Source organism: Spirosoma arcticum (assembly GCF_054779955.1).
This window is the reverse complement of the sequence record NZ_BAAGXG010000011.1, coordinates 179,165-194,792: the sequence shown is the minus strand read 5'-3', so window position 1 is coordinate 194,792 and position 15,628 is coordinate 179,165. Positions and strand designations below refer to the sequence as shown.

Annotated in this window: 16 protein-coding genes; 13 read left to right on the top strand and 3 right to left on the bottom strand. The window is 52.1% G+C overall.

Annotated features, from left to right (window positions below; genetic code table 11):
* Positions 1-160: 160 nt before the first annotated feature.
* Positions 161-460 carry a hypothetical protein gene (locus ACYVHB_RS23675; RefSeq protein ID WP_461054281.1) on the top strand — a complete coding sequence of 100 codons (300 nt, stop codon included), beginning with the start codon at positions 161-163 and terminating at the stop codon, positions 458-460.
* Here ACYVHB_RS23675 and ACYVHB_RS23670 read toward each other — a convergent pair.
* Positions 411-1,136, bottom strand: a complete 726-nt coding sequence (locus tag ACYVHB_RS23670; RefSeq protein ID WP_461054280.1) for an MIP/aquaporin family protein — start codon at positions 1,134-1,136, stop codon at positions 411-413. The genes ACYVHB_RS23675 and ACYVHB_RS23670 overlap by 50 nt on opposite strands.
* 215 nt (positions 1,137-1,351) lie before the next feature.
* Between ACYVHB_RS23670 and ACYVHB_RS23665 the strand changes: the two genes are divergently transcribed.
* The 12 genes from ACYVHB_RS23665 (at position 1,352) to ACYVHB_RS23610 (ending at position 12,612) form a co-directional block, all read left to right on the top strand.
* The gene (locus ACYVHB_RS23665; RefSeq protein ID WP_461054279.1) at positions 1,352-2,323 is read left to right on the top strand and encodes a zinc-dependent alcohol dehydrogenase family protein; all 972 of its coding nucleotides are present in this window, start codon (positions 1,352-1,354) and stop codon (positions 2,321-2,323) included.
* A gap of 12 nt (positions 2,324-2,335) precedes the next feature.
* A complete protein-coding gene (locus tag ACYVHB_RS23660) occupies positions 2,336-3,451 on the top strand; it encodes an alkane 1-monooxygenase (protein WP_461054278.1) in 1,116 nt (371 codons plus the stop codon).
* Between the two features lie 116 nt (positions 3,452-3,567).
* Positions 3,568-4,281: a MotA/TolQ/ExbB proton channel family protein gene (locus ACYVHB_RS23655; RefSeq protein ID WP_461054277.1), complete on the top strand. Its 714-nt coding sequence runs from the start codon at positions 3,568-3,570 to the stop codon at positions 4,279-4,281.
* 98 nt (positions 4,282-4,379) lie between these two features.
* Positions 4,380-4,772, top strand: a complete 393-nt coding sequence (locus tag ACYVHB_RS23650) for an ExbD/TolR family protein (RefSeq protein WP_461054276.1) — start codon at positions 4,380-4,382, stop codon at positions 4,770-4,772.
* A gap of 69 nt (positions 4,773-4,841) precedes the next feature.
* Positions 4,842-5,663 (top strand): exonuclease domain-containing protein, encoded by an 822-nt coding sequence (locus ACYVHB_RS23645; protein WP_461054275.1) that lies wholly within the window; start codon positions 4,842-4,844, stop codon positions 5,661-5,663.
* Positions 5,664-5,753: 90 nt separating this feature from the next.
* Entirely contained in the window at positions 5,754-6,098 is a 345-nt protein-coding gene (gene nuoK / locus ACYVHB_RS23640) for an NADH-quinone oxidoreductase subunit NuoK (RefSeq protein WP_461054274.1), read from the top strand.
* A gap of 68 nt (positions 6,099-6,166) precedes the next feature.
* Entirely contained in the window at positions 6,167-8,095 is a 1,929-nt protein-coding gene (gene nuoL, locus ACYVHB_RS23635; protein WP_461054273.1) for an NADH-quinone oxidoreductase subunit L, read from the top strand.
* A gap of 68 nt (positions 8,096-8,163) precedes the next feature.
* Complete coding sequence (locus ACYVHB_RS23630) at positions 8,164-9,657, top strand: complex I subunit 4 family protein (RefSeq protein ID WP_461054272.1); 1,494 nt, start codon at positions 8,164-8,166, stop codon at positions 9,655-9,657.
* Between the two features lie 103 nt (positions 9,658-9,760).
* Positions 9,761-11,173 (top strand): NADH-quinone oxidoreductase subunit N, encoded by a 1,413-nt coding sequence (locus ACYVHB_RS23625; protein WP_461054271.1) that lies wholly within the window; start codon positions 9,761-9,763, stop codon positions 11,171-11,173.
* Positions 11,174-11,304: 131 nt separating this feature from the next.
* On the top strand, positions 11,305-11,796 hold the full coding sequence (locus ACYVHB_RS23620) for a GtrA family protein (RefSeq protein ID WP_461054270.1): 492 nt from the start codon (positions 11,305-11,307) through the stop codon (positions 11,794-11,796).
* Between the two features lie 39 nt (positions 11,797-11,835).
* Complete coding sequence (locus ACYVHB_RS23615; protein WP_461054269.1) at positions 11,836-12,009, top strand: hypothetical protein; 174 nt, start codon at positions 11,836-11,838, stop codon at positions 12,007-12,009.
* 96 nt (positions 12,010-12,105) lie between these two features.
* Entirely contained in the window at positions 12,106-12,612 is a 507-nt protein-coding gene (locus tag ACYVHB_RS23610; protein WP_461054268.1) for a DUF6265 family protein, read from the top strand.
* Between the two features lie 56 nt (positions 12,613-12,668).
* Here ACYVHB_RS23610 and ACYVHB_RS23605 read toward each other — a convergent pair whose 3' ends face one another.
* Together ACYVHB_RS23605 and priA are read right to left on the bottom strand one after the other, a co-directional pair.
* Positions 12,669-12,881 (bottom strand): prevent-host-death family protein, encoded by a 213-nt coding sequence (locus ACYVHB_RS23605; protein ID WP_461054267.1) that lies wholly within the window; start codon positions 12,879-12,881, stop codon positions 12,669-12,671.
* A gap of 46 nt (positions 12,882-12,927) precedes the next feature.
* The gene (gene priA, locus ACYVHB_RS23600; protein WP_461054266.1) at positions 12,928-15,453 is read right to left on the bottom strand and encodes a replication restart helicase PriA; all 2,526 of its coding nucleotides are present in this window, start codon (positions 15,451-15,453) and stop codon (positions 12,928-12,930) included.
* Between the last annotated feature and the right edge of the window lie 175 nt (positions 15,454-15,628).

The window sequence follows — 15,628 nt, the reverse complement described above, 5'->3', positions numbered from 1 at the left end:
CGGCTGACTTTTGTAGTTTCTTGGCGGAAACGATTCGCTCAAGAGTAATACAAAAGGGAAAGAAAGGAGATATGCGCTGGAAATGAGAATTCAAGAAAGCTATTATGTTCAGAGACGCCCTTGGGAATGTCAATGAGCAACTAAATCAAAACGACAATTTATGAATTCAGTACACGCACAGATCACTGCTTTTTACCTCCAGATGGAGCAAGCTCAATCGCAGGAGGAAAAGACGGCCATCAGGAAGGTAAGGCAGGATTATTACGACCATCTCTCGGAAGAAGATCAACGGATAGCTCGTAAGGCCGCTGAACCATTTTTGGATAAACTGATTGAACGAATTGAACAGGAAGTTGACCCATTGATCGAACGATACCATGAGATGATGGAGCGCATAAATGCACGAAACGCTACAGCGTATACCACCGAATCAGCAGACCGCCCAGCACCCCACCAATGAGCGGCCCCACCACGGGCACCCACGAATAACCCCAGTCCGACGAGCCTTTGCCCGGAATAGGCAGCAGCGCATGAGCCAGACGTGGGCTAAGGTCGCGGGCGGGGTTGATGCTGTAGCCCGTCGTGCCGCCGAGCGATAAGCCAATACTCCAAACCAGCATTCCCACTAAATACGGCCCGACGCCAATGGCCAGTTCGCCGAGGTTTTTGGATGAGATACCCGCCAGCCCCAAAATCAGCACAATTGTTGCCAGCGTCTCGCTCAATACGTTGGCCCCGTAGTTGCGAATGGCCGGGCCGGTAGCAAAACACGCCAGCTTGTCGGCCGGGTCGGGCGTGGCGGCCCAGTGAGGGGCATAATGCAGCCAGACGAGCGTAGCGCCCAGAAAACCGCCGATCATCTGCGCCGTGATGTACGGAATAACGTGGCTGAAATCGTTTTGAGCGACAGCGAAGGCCACGGTCACGGCCGGATTGAGGTGGGCGTCAATGCTTCCAAACGCTTTCGACACGAAGACGCCCATCATCACGGCAAACGCCCAGCCCGCCGTAATCACAATCCAGCCGCCCGATTCGCCCTTTGTCTGCTTCAGCACCACATTAGCTACTACGCCATTGCCCAGCAACAGCAAGACCATTGTTCCAATTAATTCACCGAGGAAAGGGGAGGTTTGCATAAGATTAGTCGTAAGTCACTAAGAGTCATATAGTGGTAAGCAGCCACTGCAAGCAACTACTTGCGACAGCTACGACTTACGACTTCTTCTGACTGGTTCAGGGTTTAGGAATAGTTTGTGCGAATTAAGCCATATTTTTGACGCAGTCGCAACGGGTAAACCATTGCGGTTTGTAAAATGCGTGTTTGATACCTCGCAACCTGCTTGATTAGTCTATGAAAAGCATCCTGTTTGAACGGCCTGGCAAACCCGCCGATATCCTCAAATCCACCGACGTGCCAATGCCCGAACCGGGTCCGAACGAGGTGCGTGTGAAGGTCATTGCCGCGCCCATCAACCCGTCGGACATTATGTTCGTGCAGAATTTATACGGCATCCGGCCCCAGTTGCCGTCGGGGGCGGGTTTTGAAGGCGTAGGCGTGGTGGATGCGCTCGGCAATGGCGTTCAGATGCAAACCGGGATGCGGGTGAGTTTCACCAGCGTTGGCACCTGGTCGGAGTACGCCATTGCCCATCAGCGCAGCCTGATTCCCGTACCCGACGCCATACCCGATGAGGTAGCCGCTCAATTGTTTGTCAATCCCTTCACGGCCTATGCGATGGTGCAGGATTCGGGTGTGGCCGAAGGCGGCTGGCTTATGCTGACGGCGGCCGGGTCGGCGTTTGGCAAGATGGTCATTCAGTTGTGCCAGATGCGGGGTATCAACACCATCGGTACGGTTCGGCATGATGATCTGAACGGCGAACTCAAAACGCTCGGCCTGACTGAAATTATTAATACCGAAACGGAAAACATGGCTACCCGCGTACACGAAATTACAGGTGGCAAAGGCGCTGCCTGCGTACTCGACGCGGTTGGTGGGCATACGGCTACCGAGGCCGTTAAGTGTCTGGCTAAAGGTGGTACGCTGTTCCTGTACGGGCTAATGAGTATGCAGGACCCGGCCATCAACGCCGGGCTGATGATCTTCCGCGAGCTAACGATTAAAGGATTCTGGCTCACCGACTGGATGCGCCGGGTCGATAGTCAGACGCGGGAGTCGGTAGCGCAAAACGTAATCAGCCTGTTATCTTCGGGTAAAATTCAGTTACCCGTCGAAGCGTCCTATTCGCTCGATCAAATTGCCGAAGCCGTTGAACACGCGAACCGGCCGGGGCGGTGGGGCAAGATTTTAGTCAAACCTTAGCTACAAACTGCTATGAACCCGTTCAAGAAGTTTGCCTTTCTGTGGTCATACACGCTGCTGGCGGTGATTGTTGGTACGTATTATCTGTTCGGCCCAACCTGGACGTTTGCTGGCATCATTTACACCTACGTCGTTATCCCGTTGCTGGACCTGATGTCGGGAAATGACCGCACCAACGTTAGCCGCGATACGTACGACGAGGTTATCAATGACCGGTATTTCGACGCGGTGATTTATTCGTTTGTGTACCTGCACTACGCGCTTATTGGTTGGGGATGCTACGTGTTGCTGTCGGGTGGTCTGACTATCTGGCAGCAGGCTGGGCTGATCTATAGTATTGGTATTGCTGGTGGGGGTATCATCAATGTGGCGCACGAACTGGGGCATCGAAGCAGTCCGATTGCGCAGCTTCACGCCAAGGCGGCTCTGCTGTCGGTCTGTTACGGGCACTTTATCATCGAACACAACCGGGGGCATCACGTCCACGTGGCTACCCCGCAGGACCCGGCTACGTCGCACAAAAATCAAACATTGTACGCATTTTGGGCGCAAACACTCGTCGGCAGTTACCGCAGTGCGTGGCGAATCTCGACCCGGTTACTGGCCAAAGAAGGACATTTCGTTTGGAACTGGCGCAACGAGATGCTGTGGTTTGCGATTTTGCCCGTACTCTTCTGCGTGGTCCTGACCGCCGGGTTCAGCGCTTGGGCGGGCTACGTGACATGGATCGTGCCCGTGTTTTTCTTTTGCCAAAGTCTAATTGCAATTTTGCTGCTCGAATCGGTTAATTACATCGAGCATTACGGCATTGTGCGCCGGGAAACGGCTGTAGGACGCTATGAACGCGTCAATCCATTGCATTCCTGGAACGCCAGTCAGTTAGTCAGCAACCTGGTTTTGTTCCAACTCCAGCGCCACTCCGATCACCACGCCTACGCATCCCGGCCGTACCAGGTTCTGCGCCACTTCGACGAAGCTCCGCAGTTGCCGTTTGGCTACGCGCTCATGATTTTGATTAGCTATATCCCACCGGTATGGTTTCGGCTCATGAATCCCCGGCTCGAACGCTGGCAGGCCCGCGCTTACCGGCCTGAGGAAATTGCGGGCATAGTAAAGCAATTTGCCTAAGTTTCTCTTTCGATAAAGGCGGGCTTCATTATCTTTGATAACAATATCCGACGAAACCAGCACGTTTGTTTCCAAACCGGTTGTTCCGTTTGATTTCATCCACTTACCCGATTTGTATGCTCCTGCTTCAGGTTCCGGCCGTTGACACCTCGGCCGCATCACTGTCGGCCTCTTCGGCGGCTGCTCAACCCCAAAGTTTGCAATTGTTCGATCTGGTGGCTAAGGGCGGCTGGGTAATGGTCCCAATTGCGTTTCTTTTCTTCTCGGCACTGTACCTGATCTTCGAGCGATTCTTCGTTATTCGTTCCCAAACCAAAGCGGATGCTAATTTTGTCGATAACATCCGCGACATGGTGGCACAGGGAAATATTAAGTCGGCGGAGTCATTCGCTAAAAATCAGCGTACCGCCATGGGCCGCGTCTTCGAGAAGGCGATTGGCCGGATTGGGTCGCCCATGAAAGATATTGAAAGCACCATTGAAACGGTTGGGCAGATCGAACTATCGCGTCTGGAACGGAACATGGGCTATCTGGGCATCATCGCCGGTATTGCGCCTATGCTCGGTTTTATCGGAACGATCTCCGGTATCATCCGAATTTTCTACGACATCTCGTTGTCCGACAACATCAGCGTCGGCATTATTGCCGGTGGTTTGTACGAAAAAATGATTACGTCCGGGGCCGGGCTAATCGTGGGTGTAATCGCCTACACGGGCTACCATCTGCTGAACATGATGATTGAGCGGTTTACGCTATCACTCGAAATGAACGCGTTCGAGTTCATCGAAGTCCTTCAGAAACCCACCGCCGAAACGGCCCGGATGCGATAAAAGTCGATAGTCAATAGTCGTTAGTCAACAGTGCTTCGCTTAGTTAGATAACGGCAGAGCGACTAACGACCAACGACTGACTGCTAACGACTATTCCCATGAAACTCAAAAGAAAGCAAAAGTTTGCCGCCGAAGTAGCGACCTCTTCGCTGAATGACATCATGTTTTTCCTGCTGTTGTTCTTCCTCATTATTTCCACGGTGGCTAACCCGAACGTCATTAAACTGATGCTGCCCAAAGCTGCTGCCTCGCAGCAGTTGAGCAAGAAGCAGGTGACGCTGTCGGTCGATGAAAGCAAACAATATTTTATCGACAAACGGCCCGTCGATTCGGCCAATTTAGAAACAGAGCTTAAAACCATTATGGCGGGCATTGCCGAGCCGACGGTCGTTGTACGCTTCGCTAAAACCCTAACCGTGCAGGATTTGGTCGACGTGCTCCAAACGGGTGCTAAGCTGAATATCAAAATGGTGATGGCCACCTCGAAGTAAATCCGGTAATCCTGATTCCGGCGAAATCAGTTTACCTTTGCTGCCTGACCGCTTAATCCCGGTTTGGTTATGACGCATCAATTAGTTCTCCGAAAGCCGCTCGCTTTTTTCGACCTCGAAACGACCGGTATTAACACCGCCAAAGACCGCATCATCGACATTTGCATTATCAAAGCACTGCCCGATGGCGAAGTAATCACCAAAAATCAGCGAGTAAATCCGGGTATGCCGATTCCGTTGGAGTCGAGCATGATTCATGGTCTTTATGACGACGATGTAAAAGACGCGCCCCCATTCAAGGCCATAGCCCGGACACTGGCGCAGTTTATGGACGGCTGCGACTTGGCGGGTTTCAACTCCAACCGGTTCGATATACCATTGTTGGTGGAAGAGTTTCTGCGGGCCAACGTTGATTTTGACATGAAAAATCGTCGGCAGGTCGATGCGCAACGGATTTTTCACCTCATGGAGCCGCGTAATCTTACGGCGGCCTACAAATTTTACTGCAACAAAGACCTCGTTGGCGCTCATGGGGCCGAAGCCGACACGATTGCTACGCTCGAAGTGCTAAACGCGCAGGTGCAGCGGTACATGGGCGTGGTCGCTAAATCGGACAGTGGGCAGGATCTGGTATTTCAAAACGACATCGACATGCTCCACGGGCTAACGGCTAATAAAAATGTAGACCTCGCCGGGCGAATGATTATTAACGATAAAGGCGAAGAGGTTTTCAATTTTGGCAAACACAAAGGATTACCCGTGCTGGACGTGCTGAAAAAAGAACCCTCGTTCTACGACTGGATGCTGAAAGGAGAGTTTCCCCTCGACACCAAACGGCGGCTGACCGAAATCAGGCTGCGCATGTTCAGCAACGGCAATGGGCGAAAATAGCCGGGCAGTCACTGCCTGGAGCGTCGGCTGCTGTTCTACCAAATCCGAATAATCGCTACTTTTGCACCACTTTGTATTAATCAGCACTACATGCAACCCACGCAGGACGTTCTCATCCCGGACGTTATTCAGCAAATACCGCTTACGTACTACCTGATTCTCAGCACGGCGCTGTTTGTTATTGGCATCATTGGTGTGCTGACCCGGCGCAATGCCATTATCATCTTCATGTCGATTGAATTGATGCTAAATGCCGTTAATCTGTTGCTCATCGCCTTCTCATCGTACCGCTCCGACTCGGCGGGTCAGATATTCGTCTTTTTCATCATGGCCGTTGCCGCTGCCGAAGTGTCGGTTGGACTGGCTATCATTGTCATGATTTACCGCAACACCCGCTCCATCGACGTGGGGCTGCTTAATAAGTTGAAATGGTAATCGTCTTAATCAGCAAGATGCTGATTAGTTAAAGCACAAAGGCCAGCAGGATGCTGGCTGAGACACCTATGAAACCAGAATTACTCTGTGCATTAATTCCGCTTTTCCCGCTCATTGGGTTTCTTATCAATGGCATCGGCTTCCAGCACCTACCGAAAGGGCTGGCTGGCACCATTGCCACTGTGGCCGTGCTGGCATCGTTTCTGACGTCAATATTCCTGTTCACGGCGTTTTTGGCAACGGGTAATACCAGCCCACTCGTGGCTACGCTGTTCGACTGGATCAGCGTGGGAGACTTAAAAATCAATTTCTCGTTTCAGATCGACCAGTTGAGCCTGATTATGTTGCTCGTCGTCACGGGCGTCGGTACGCTGATTCACCTGTACAGCATTGGCTACATGAAGCACGACGAAGGATTTGGCAAGTTCATGGCATTTCTGAATCTGTTCATATTCTTTATGTTGCTGCTGGTGATGGGGTCCAACTACGTCATCATGTTCATTGGGTGGGAAGGCGTTGGGCTGTGTTCGTACCTGCTCATTGGCTTCTGGAACACCAACACGAGCTACAACGATGCCGCCCGCAAAGCCTTTGTCATGAACCGCATTGGCGATCTGGGCTTCCTGCTGGGCATTTTCATGCTCATCAACACTTTCGGGACAACGGAGTACGTCGACATTTTTAAGCAGGCTGCCAGCCTGCCCGTGAGCGACAGCACAATAGTCATGATTACGATCCTGCTCTTTGTGGGGGCAATGGGCAAATCGGCGCAGATTCCCCTTTACACCTGGCTTCCCGACGCCATGGCTGGTCCAACGCCCGTGTCAGCCCTCATTCACGCGGCTACGATGGTCACGGCTGGTATCTACATGGTCGTTCGCTCAAATGTCCTCTACACGCTGGCTCCAGTGACGCTGGAAATCGTTGGTGGCATTGCCATTGCCACGGCTTTGCTGGCGGCTTCGATTGGTCTGTTGCAAAATGATATTAAGAAAGTGCTGGCCTACTCCACCGTGTCGCAGTTGGGCTATATGTTCCTCGGCTTGGGAGCCACGGCCTACACGGCAGGTATGTTTCACGTTATCACCCACGCCTTTTTCAAAGCCCTGCTTTTCCTGGGAGCTGGAAGCGTTATTCACGCCATGTCCAACGAGCAGGATATCCGCAACATGGGTGGTCTTCGGAAAGCGCTGCCCGTCACGTTTATCACGTTTGCTATCGGGACATGGGCCATTGCGGGTTTGCCACCGTTTGCGGGGTTCTTTTCTAAGGACGAGATTTTAGCGCACGTCTTTGCGCACAGTAAAGTGCTCTGGGCGCTGGGTGTTCTGGGTTCGGGCCTGACATCATTTTATATGTTTCGGCTCCTGTTTCTAACGTTTTTCGGCGAGTTTCGGGGTACGGACGAGCAGCGGCATCACCTCCATGAGTCACCCGCGTCCATGACCGTGCCGCTCATTGTGCTGGCTGTTCTGTCGGCGCTGGGCGGCCTCATCAATTTACCCCACGCCTTGGGTGGGCATTCGGCACTCGCTGAATTCATGGCTCCGTTGTATGAGCAGTCCCGGCAGGCCAATCCCGATGCCTTCCGCGAACTGGCCATTTCGAGCAGCACGGAACTGTTGCTGATGGGCGTTTCGGCGGGTGTTGCGCTGTTGGCGCTTGGCCTGGCCTACGTCATGTATATCAGCCGTCGGGCGGTTCCGGCTCCCGAAACCGCCGACCGGTCGCTGCCCGAGCTGGTCGTCTATAACAAATATTACATCGACGAACTCTACGACACGATTATCGTCCGGCCAATTCGGGGGATGGGTGACGCATTCTATAGCTTTGGCGAGGGCCTCGTCGATGGAATCGTTAATGGCGTGGCCTGGATCGTGCAGAAGAGTTCGGGGCAACTGCGACTCCTGCAAAATGGCTCGATTGGTTTCTACGTGCTGGCTATGGTGGTTAGCATTGTCGCTATTTTCGCGCTGCGCTTCTTTATTCGGTTCTAAAACGTGAATTCCAACCAGACCGTTGCTCATTTCACATTAGGTCGACAACTGGACAACCAATTTATTACATGTTTACTCTTGGTTTAATTAGTCTGCCCGCCATTGCGGCTACGCTTCTCCTGTTCATCCGGGGTGGACGGACGAAGCAGGTAGCGCTGGTAGCCGCCCTGATCGAACTAACCGTTGCGCTCAGCGTATTCGCCAGGTTCCGGGCCGATGCCACCTCGCAGTTTGGCTTCGATTATCCGTGGATTGGTTCATTGGGTATTCGGTTCAGCGCGGGCATCGACGGTATCAGTATTCTGCTGGTGCTACTGACCGGCTTGCTGGTGCCGTTAATTATCCTTTCCACGTTCAACCGGCGCTACAACCGGCCCGCCACGTTCTACGCCCTAATTCTGTTTATGCAGGCCACGCTGATGGGCGTGTTCACGGCCCGCGACGGCTTTTTGTTTTACCTGTTTTTTGAAGCTGCGCTGATTCCTATTTATTTCTTAGCTGCTATGTGGGGCGGAGCTAATCGAATTCCGGTCACGTTCAAGTTTTTCGTATACACGATCTTCGGCAGTTTGTTCATGCTGGTTGCGCTGGTGTATCTCTATTACCAGACCCCGGCAATTGCGGTTTCCCCAACGGAAGTTGCGGCTCACTCGTCAGCGATTGTCGATTTCTATAGATTAAAGCTGACGCCCGAATCCCAAAATTGGGTGTTCTGGGCGTTTTTTATTGCTTTTGCCATCAAGATGCCCGTGTTTCCTTTCCACACGTGGCAACCGGATACGTACGTCGAATCGCCCACGCCCGCCACGATGCTGCTGGCCGGAATTATGCTTAAAATGGGGGTGTACGGCCTGATCCGGTTTATTTTACCCATTGTGCCGCTGGGCGTTGAAACGTGGGGGCAAACCGTCGTTATCCTGTCGGTTATTGGCATTGTTTACGGGTCAATTATTGCTATTCGCCAGCGCGACATGAAGCGGCTGATTGCTTACTCGTCGTTTTCGCACGTGGGGTTGATGGCGGCTGGCGTGTTCTCACAGACGGAAACCGGTATGCAGGGCGCCCTGATTCAAATGCTGGCCCACGGCATTAACGTTGTCGGCATGTTTTTCGTAGCCGATATAATTTTCTCACGGACGAACACCAACCAGCTCGACCAACTCGGTGGTATTACCCGCACAACACCCCGGCTGACGGTATATTTCATGATTATGCTGCTTGGTAGTGTGGCCTTGCCGCTCACCAACGGCTTCATCGGCGAGTTTCTGCTCCTGCACGGTGTCTTTACCTACAATCATTACCTGGGGTTAGCGGCCGGATTCACCATCATCTTTGGAGCCGTTTATATGCTTCGCATGTTCCAGAAAAGCATGTTCGGTGCGTCGTCGCAGCGAACCAGCACGTTTGCCGACCTGACCCTGTCCGAAAGTTTCGTGTTTATCCCATTAGTAGTAATGGTGTTCTGGATGGGCATTTACCCAAAAACATTCTTAGACATAACCGAACCGGCCGTTGTCAACCTGATGAAATACATCGGCACAACGGCCGTGTCAATGAAGTGAACAAAGAAGTTTGTGGTTTGTAGCTGGCTGACGTGACAGCAATCGTGCGTTAGCCAGCTACAAACTACAAACGGCACCGGCCGCCCGGCACAAACCACAAATTATGTTCCCTATCGTTCTCTTATCTGTTTTTGGCATTGTGCTGCTGTTCCTCGGCTTCCTGAAGTCGAAAGCGATCCTGCTCCCCGCTGCGTTGCTGTTTTTGCTGGTGGCGGGCGTCGCTAATTTCTTAGATTGGAACAAAACGTACCTGTACTTCGGTGATATGCTGCGTACAGATAACCTGACGATGGTTTTCACCGCCATTATACTGGGATCAGCGTTTTTGGTAGTCGCCTTATCCGGTAGTTTCATTGACGATGACGAAGCCCAACCCGCCGAATACTACGGCCTGATTATGTTCTCACTCGTTGGAGCCGTCATGATGGTTGGATTTGAAAACCTGATTATGCTCTTTGTGGGTGTCGAGATTCTATCGGTAGCGATGTATGTGCTGACGGGTAGTGACAAGCGAAACCTGCGCTCCAACGAAGCTGCCCTGAAATACTTCCTGATGGGGGCCTTCACGACGGGCATTATGTTGTTCGGCATGGCGCTGCTTTACGGGGCTACCGGCTCGTTCACGCTGGCGGGCATTGCCGCCTATGCCGTCAATCCGCAATCGGGACTGTCCTTATTGCTGTATGTCGGGTTGCTGATGCTGCTCATTGGGTTGCTGTTTAAAGTATCGGCGGCTCCGTTCCACTTCTGGACGCCAGACGTGTACGACGGTGCTCCCACAATCTTTACCGCATTTATGTCTACCGTGGTGAAAACGGCTGGTTTTGCGGCTCTGTTTCGGTTGCTATCCGTGTCATTCGTGGGGGTGTACCAGTTCTGGTGGGTGATTATGGCGGTTATTACGGCTATCACGCTCGTGGCGGGTAATGTAACGGCAGTGTACCAGAACAGCTTCAAGCGGATGATGGCGTACTCCAGCATTTCGCACGCCGGTTACCTGCTCATTGGTTTAGCGGCCCTCGGTGCGCAAACGAAACAGGCTATCGTTTTTTACTCTTTAGCGTATTCCGTTGCCACAATCTCGGCCTTTGGGGTGTTGCTGCTGGTGGCACAGCAGCGCAATTCGCAGACTATCTCCCGAGCGGGCGTGGGCGCAGCAGGCGAAAGCTTCGACTCGTTCAATGGACTTGCCCGCCAGAATCCACTGTTAGGGTTTGCGATGGCAGTCTCCATGCTGTCGTTGGCGGGTATTCCGCTGACGGCTGGTTTCTGGGGTAAGTTCTACATGTTTTCTACGGCTGTAGAACGAGGACAAATCTGGCTGCTGGTGGTTGCCGTGCTGATGTCAGCAATTGGCATTTACTATTACTTCCGCGTCATCATTGCTATGTACTTCCGCGATGGCGCTACTGAGCCTATTCGGGTAGCGCCCTTCTACCGGTATGTCTTGCTGGCGGCAACGATTGTGACCATTGGATTGGGCCTTGCACCGGGCTTGTTGCAGGGACTTTTTTGAGAAGAACGCCGAGCGGTTAGCGCCGTACCATCAGTTATCGACTCCCGAAACTTACGCTTTCGGTTTTGTATTCGTACTTTTGGCTTGTGAAACAGTAAATAGGTAAAAATTCAGTGCTTATCAGTGAACCTGTGAACGTGAGCAGTATTCGGCAGCCCAGGAGTAAAGATTATAGAAGTTTCTTCTCGTTCTTTCTGACGGCACTCTTAGGCGCGTCCGTTAATTTTATCACACAGATATTTTATAGAAATTATTTTGATTTCGGTACGAGCGTCTTTTTTGGCTACCTGACCGCAACTGTAGTCAGCTTTCTGCCAACTAAGCGCTTTGCTTTTTCGGCTGGCAAAACGGGTAATACAGGTCGTGAAGCCATTAAATTTCTGATTATTGCTCTCGTAGCGCTGCTGGTTCAGGTCTACGTCTCCAAGTTCACACTGACTTGGATCGCTAACCCGTTTTTTCCGACGATACTGCCATTCTGGCGAGAAAAAGGTTCACACGTAGTCGGTATGGGTCTCAGCTTCTTAGCCAATTATTTTGGTCACAAGTTGCTCACGTTTCGCAGTACGGGAATGTATGATAAGCTGCGTCGGTCGCCCAAGCAGGGCGAAAAGCAACTTTAACACTATTTGCGCATAAGGAATTAACTGAAATTATACCCGATGAAAAAAATACTTGCATTCCTGTTCGTTGGCAGCCTGTTAACCTTCGCTGCCTGCCAGGCTAAACCAAAAACCGAAGAAGCTGGTGTTGACTCGACAGCCATGATGTCGACCGACACCACAATGATGGCGACTGATTCGTCGTCAACGATGATGGCTGACAGCGCCCGGTAAGTTTTGATCACCGTCAGAATGCAAAAAGCCCTATCGACGTAGGGCTTTTTGCATGTGTTAAAATCAGTCAGCATAAACACCTTTATTAGTCAAATCATGAAAAATTATTGTCTCAGCGCTCTGTCTCTTTGCTGTCTAATCATCAGCCTATGCACCTGCGCTCAAACCGTACCGGACAAAGTTGGCACCTTATCAGACATGAGTTTGTTGGAAGGTCACTGGATGGGCACGTTCAACGGTGGTCCGATTGAAGCGGTTTGGTCAGCACCGGCGGGTGACAATATCGTCGGATTCATTCGGATGATGAAGAATGAAAAAGTCACCCTTTACGAACTTTTTGCTTTTGAACAGACCGAACGCGGGCCGGTGGCAATGGTGAAACATTTCAAGCCCGGTTTGATTGGACAGGAGGAGAGAGAGAAATCGGACCGCTACATCTTCGTTGAAGCCGGGAAAAACCGCGCCCTGTTTGAAAAGGATGACACGTCCATCCGTATTATTTACGAACGGCGACCCAACGATCAGTTAGTTATTCGGCGGGGGCAGAAAAAAGATGCCGACTGGGTCTTCACCGATTTATTCGTCTTTACACGCGTTCGCTGATAGCGCCGGTTGTTAGGCGAGTCGTCTCAGCCAGTTAATGAAGTTTCATTCGTAGGTTATTCGTTCAGGCCTAACTCCTGCCAAACTTGATCTCGGGTAAGCCAGCGGGTATTTTCGGCTTTCGTTTTTAATAGATGCACATAATCCAAGAAGTCTTCGAGTGAATCGAACCCGGCGAGTTCATTAGCCAACGTTTGATACGACTGGTAAGGTAGGACTGCAAACTTAGGTTCGCCATTCTCCTCAATAATTTGGGCTTGTAGTGTCATTGATAAATGTCTTTTCGGTTGCCTACGTTGATAACTTCAATGATTTTCACAAACAATCTACGTCAATCACGATGCTTACCTGCCGTAAGCCCTTGTCGGTTAGGATGTCGTTGATGCGGTCCTGAATGTAAACTTTCACCGCTTTGACGTTCACTTTGTCGCGCTCGATTTTGATGAGAATGTCGAACAGGAACAGGTTGCGGATGCGCTCGACCAACGGCTGCTCCGGCCCCAGGACACGGCTGCTGCCGAGGGCGTCGGTGAGTTCGGCGGCAAGGCGGTCGGCGGCCTGCTGACTCATGGCTTTGTCAGCGTGGCGGACGGTAAGTTTGATAAGCCGCGAAAACGGCGGGTAGTTGAAGTCCTGCCGCTCCTGAATTTCTTCCTCAAATAAGCCTTTGTAATCGTTCTGAATGATTTTTTGCAGAATCGTCTGACCTGGATTGTTGGTCTGAATCAGCACCGTACCCTGCCGCCCGGCGCGTCGGCCCGCCCGCCCGCTCACCTGCGTTAGCATCTGAAACGAACGCTCTGTCGCCCGGAAGTCAGGAAAACGGATGAGCCGGTCCGCGTCGAAAATGCCTACCAAGCTGACATTATCAAAGTCCAGCCCCTTCGTAATCATCTGTGTTCCAACCAGCACGTCGATCTCACCCCCCTCAAACTCCTGAATAATCTGCTGATAGGCGTTCTTAGCGCGAGTCGTGTCCAAATCCATCCGCAGGATCTTCGACTTCGGAAACATGATCTGCAACTGATCTTCCAGCTTCTCGGTACCAAAGCCAATGGTCCGCACTTTGGTGGAGCCGCAGGTCGGGCAGATGCGGGGCACTTCTTCTTTGTGGCCGCAGTAATGGCAGCGCAGTTCGGCGTCGCGCTGATGATAGGTCAGGCTAACGGCGCAGTTGTCGCATTCGGCCGTCCAGTCGCAGTCTTCGCACTGCATGTAGGGCGAGTAGCCGCGCCGGTTCTGGAACAGAATGCTTTGCTCTTTCCGGGCCATGTTCATCTCCAGCGCCGTGAGCAGCACCGACGAAAACTCGGCCTTCATTGTCTTCTGTCGTTTTTCCACCTTCGTATCGACCAGCAGAATATTCGGCAGCGTCGCGTCGCCGAAGCGCTTGAACAGTTCGACTAAGCCATAGCGTCCCTGTTTGGCCTGGTAGTATGTTTCCAGCGAAGGTGTGGCCGACCCCAGTAACACTTTGGCCTGCTGCCAGTGAGCCAGCATCATGGCCACGTCGCGGGCGTGGTAGCGCGGGGCGGGGTCGTGTTGTTTGTAGCTGGTTTCGTGCTCTTCGTCCACGATAATCAGTCCCAGATTATCGAACGGCAGGAACACCGACGACCGAACGCCCACCACGAATTGATACTGACCCGACACGACGCCTTTCCAAACTTCCACCCGCTCGTTGTCGGAAAATTTAGAGTGGTAGATGCCCATTTTATCGCCAAACACGCGCTGCAACCGGACTACAATCTGCGTCGTCAGAGCAATTTCGGGCAACAGATACAGCACTTGGGAGCCGCTGCTGAGGGCCTGCTGAATCAGGTCGATGTAGACTTCTGTTTTGCCGCTGCCGGTGATACCGTGCAGGAGCACGATATTCTGACGCTCAAACTGAGCCATAATCTGCTGCGAGGCCTCCCGCTGGGCTTCCGTCAGTTTGATCTCCGCCTGAGGGGCAGCATTATCCGAAAAACGGGGCTGAATAATCTCAAACGTTTCAAATACGGCATTTTTGATGAGTGTCGTCAGTGAGGATTGTGATACCGTATCGTCCTGGTTCAGAATTGATTTGTCTAAGCCCCGTTGATTGAGTGCGGGGTTCATCTGAACGGGTATGTGGCTCAGGTAGCGCATAACCACCTCCTGCTGTTTTGGTAGTTTTTCGAGTCGCTTCAGCAGCACCAGCAATTGTTCTTTCTCTTCGTAGGTGCGATGCAGCCGTACTTTACGGATCATCTTGGGAATGTACTTTTCGCGCACTTCCTCAAAAATGATAATGGCTTTTTTGCCCACCAATGACTTAATCAGGGCGGGAACGTTGGTGCCCGCCCCCGCCAGCCGGGCCAGTTCGTCGTAGGAAAGCGCGGGCTGTTTTTTGAGTTCAATAAGCAGTGTTTCCTCAAACTCGGTGAGCAGTTCGGGGTAGTCGAAATCGGGGTTTACCTGCACTTTCGACTGGCTCGAAATTTTCAGGCCGGAGGGCAGCGCAATGTTCATTACGTCGCCCACGCAGCACATGTAGTACTCAGCCATCCACTGGAACAGTTCGAGCTGGTAGCCCGTCACCAGGGGGTATTCATCGAGCACTTCGGTGATGTAACGCGCCTGATAACCAGTGGGTGGCGAGTTGTGAAGCCGGGCAATAACGGCGGTGAACACGCGTCCGTTATTCTTGCCGAATGGAACGATAACGCGGGCGCCAATCTTGAGAATGTCCGCCATTTCGCGCGGCACCCGGTAGGTGAACAGTTTGGGTACGGGGATGGGCAGAATCAGGTCGGCAAAGAAAGTAACTTCCTCAGCATCAACCGATGAAAACAGCGTATGGACAGAGTTTTCCACGAATAGCAAATTGGACCTTCAGTAAATATACGAAAATAACGCTGGCTCACTGGTAAACATCTGACGGACGTTCGGGGCTTGCAAAAAACGCCCTTCGGCGCAACCTTTGGGCGCTTTTTGGGTGTTATCAAACGGGTAATCGGCTACCGGTTGGTACGCGTCAGACCAATTACCC

What these genes read in the sequence shown, in the direction of transcription:
- ACYVHB_RS23675 (WP_461054281.1), top strand. Translation starts at nt 161, where the DNA reads ATGAATTCAGTACACGCACAGATCACTGCTTTTTACCTCCAGATGGAG.
- ACYVHB_RS23670 (WP_461054280.1), bottom strand. Translation starts at nt 1,136, where the DNA reads ATGCAAACCTCCCCTTTCCTCGGTGAATTAATTGGAACAATGGTCTTG.
- ACYVHB_RS23665 (WP_461054279.1), top strand. Translation starts at nt 1,352, where the DNA reads ATGAAAAGCATCCTGTTTGAACGGCCTGGCAAACCCGCCGATATCCTC.
- ACYVHB_RS23660 (WP_461054278.1), top strand. Translation starts at nt 2,336, where the DNA reads ATGAACCCGTTCAAGAAGTTTGCCTTTCTGTGGTCATACACGCTGCTG.
- ACYVHB_RS23655 (WP_461054277.1), top strand. Translation starts at nt 3,568, where the DNA reads ATGCTCCTGCTTCAGGTTCCGGCCGTTGACACCTCGGCCGCATCACTG.
- ACYVHB_RS23650 (WP_461054276.1), top strand. Translation starts at nt 4,380, where the DNA reads ATGAAACTCAAAAGAAAGCAAAAGTTTGCCGCCGAAGTAGCGACCTCT.
- ACYVHB_RS23645 (WP_461054275.1), top strand. Translation starts at nt 4,842, where the DNA reads ATGACGCATCAATTAGTTCTCCGAAAGCCGCTCGCTTTTTTCGACCTC.
- nuoK (WP_461054274.1), top strand. Translation starts at nt 5,754, where the DNA reads ATGCAACCCACGCAGGACGTTCTCATCCCGGACGTTATTCAGCAAATA.
- nuoL (WP_461054273.1), top strand. Translation starts at nt 6,167, where the DNA reads ATGAAACCAGAATTACTCTGTGCATTAATTCCGCTTTTCCCGCTCATT.
- ACYVHB_RS23630 (WP_461054272.1), top strand. Translation starts at nt 8,164, where the DNA reads ATGTTTACTCTTGGTTTAATTAGTCTGCCCGCCATTGCGGCTACGCTT.
- ACYVHB_RS23625 (WP_461054271.1), top strand. Translation starts at nt 9,761, where the DNA reads ATGTTCCCTATCGTTCTCTTATCTGTTTTTGGCATTGTGCTGCTGTTC.
- ACYVHB_RS23615 (WP_461054269.1), top strand. Translation starts at nt 11,836, where the DNA reads ATGAAAAAAATACTTGCATTCCTGTTCGTTGGCAGCCTGTTAACCTTC.
- ACYVHB_RS23610 (WP_461054268.1), top strand. Translation starts at nt 12,106, where the DNA reads ATGAAAAATTATTGTCTCAGCGCTCTGTCTCTTTGCTGTCTAATCATC.
- ACYVHB_RS23605 (WP_461054267.1), bottom strand. Translation starts at nt 12,881, where the DNA reads ATGACACTACAAGCCCAAATTATTGAGGAGAATGGCGAACCTAAGTTT.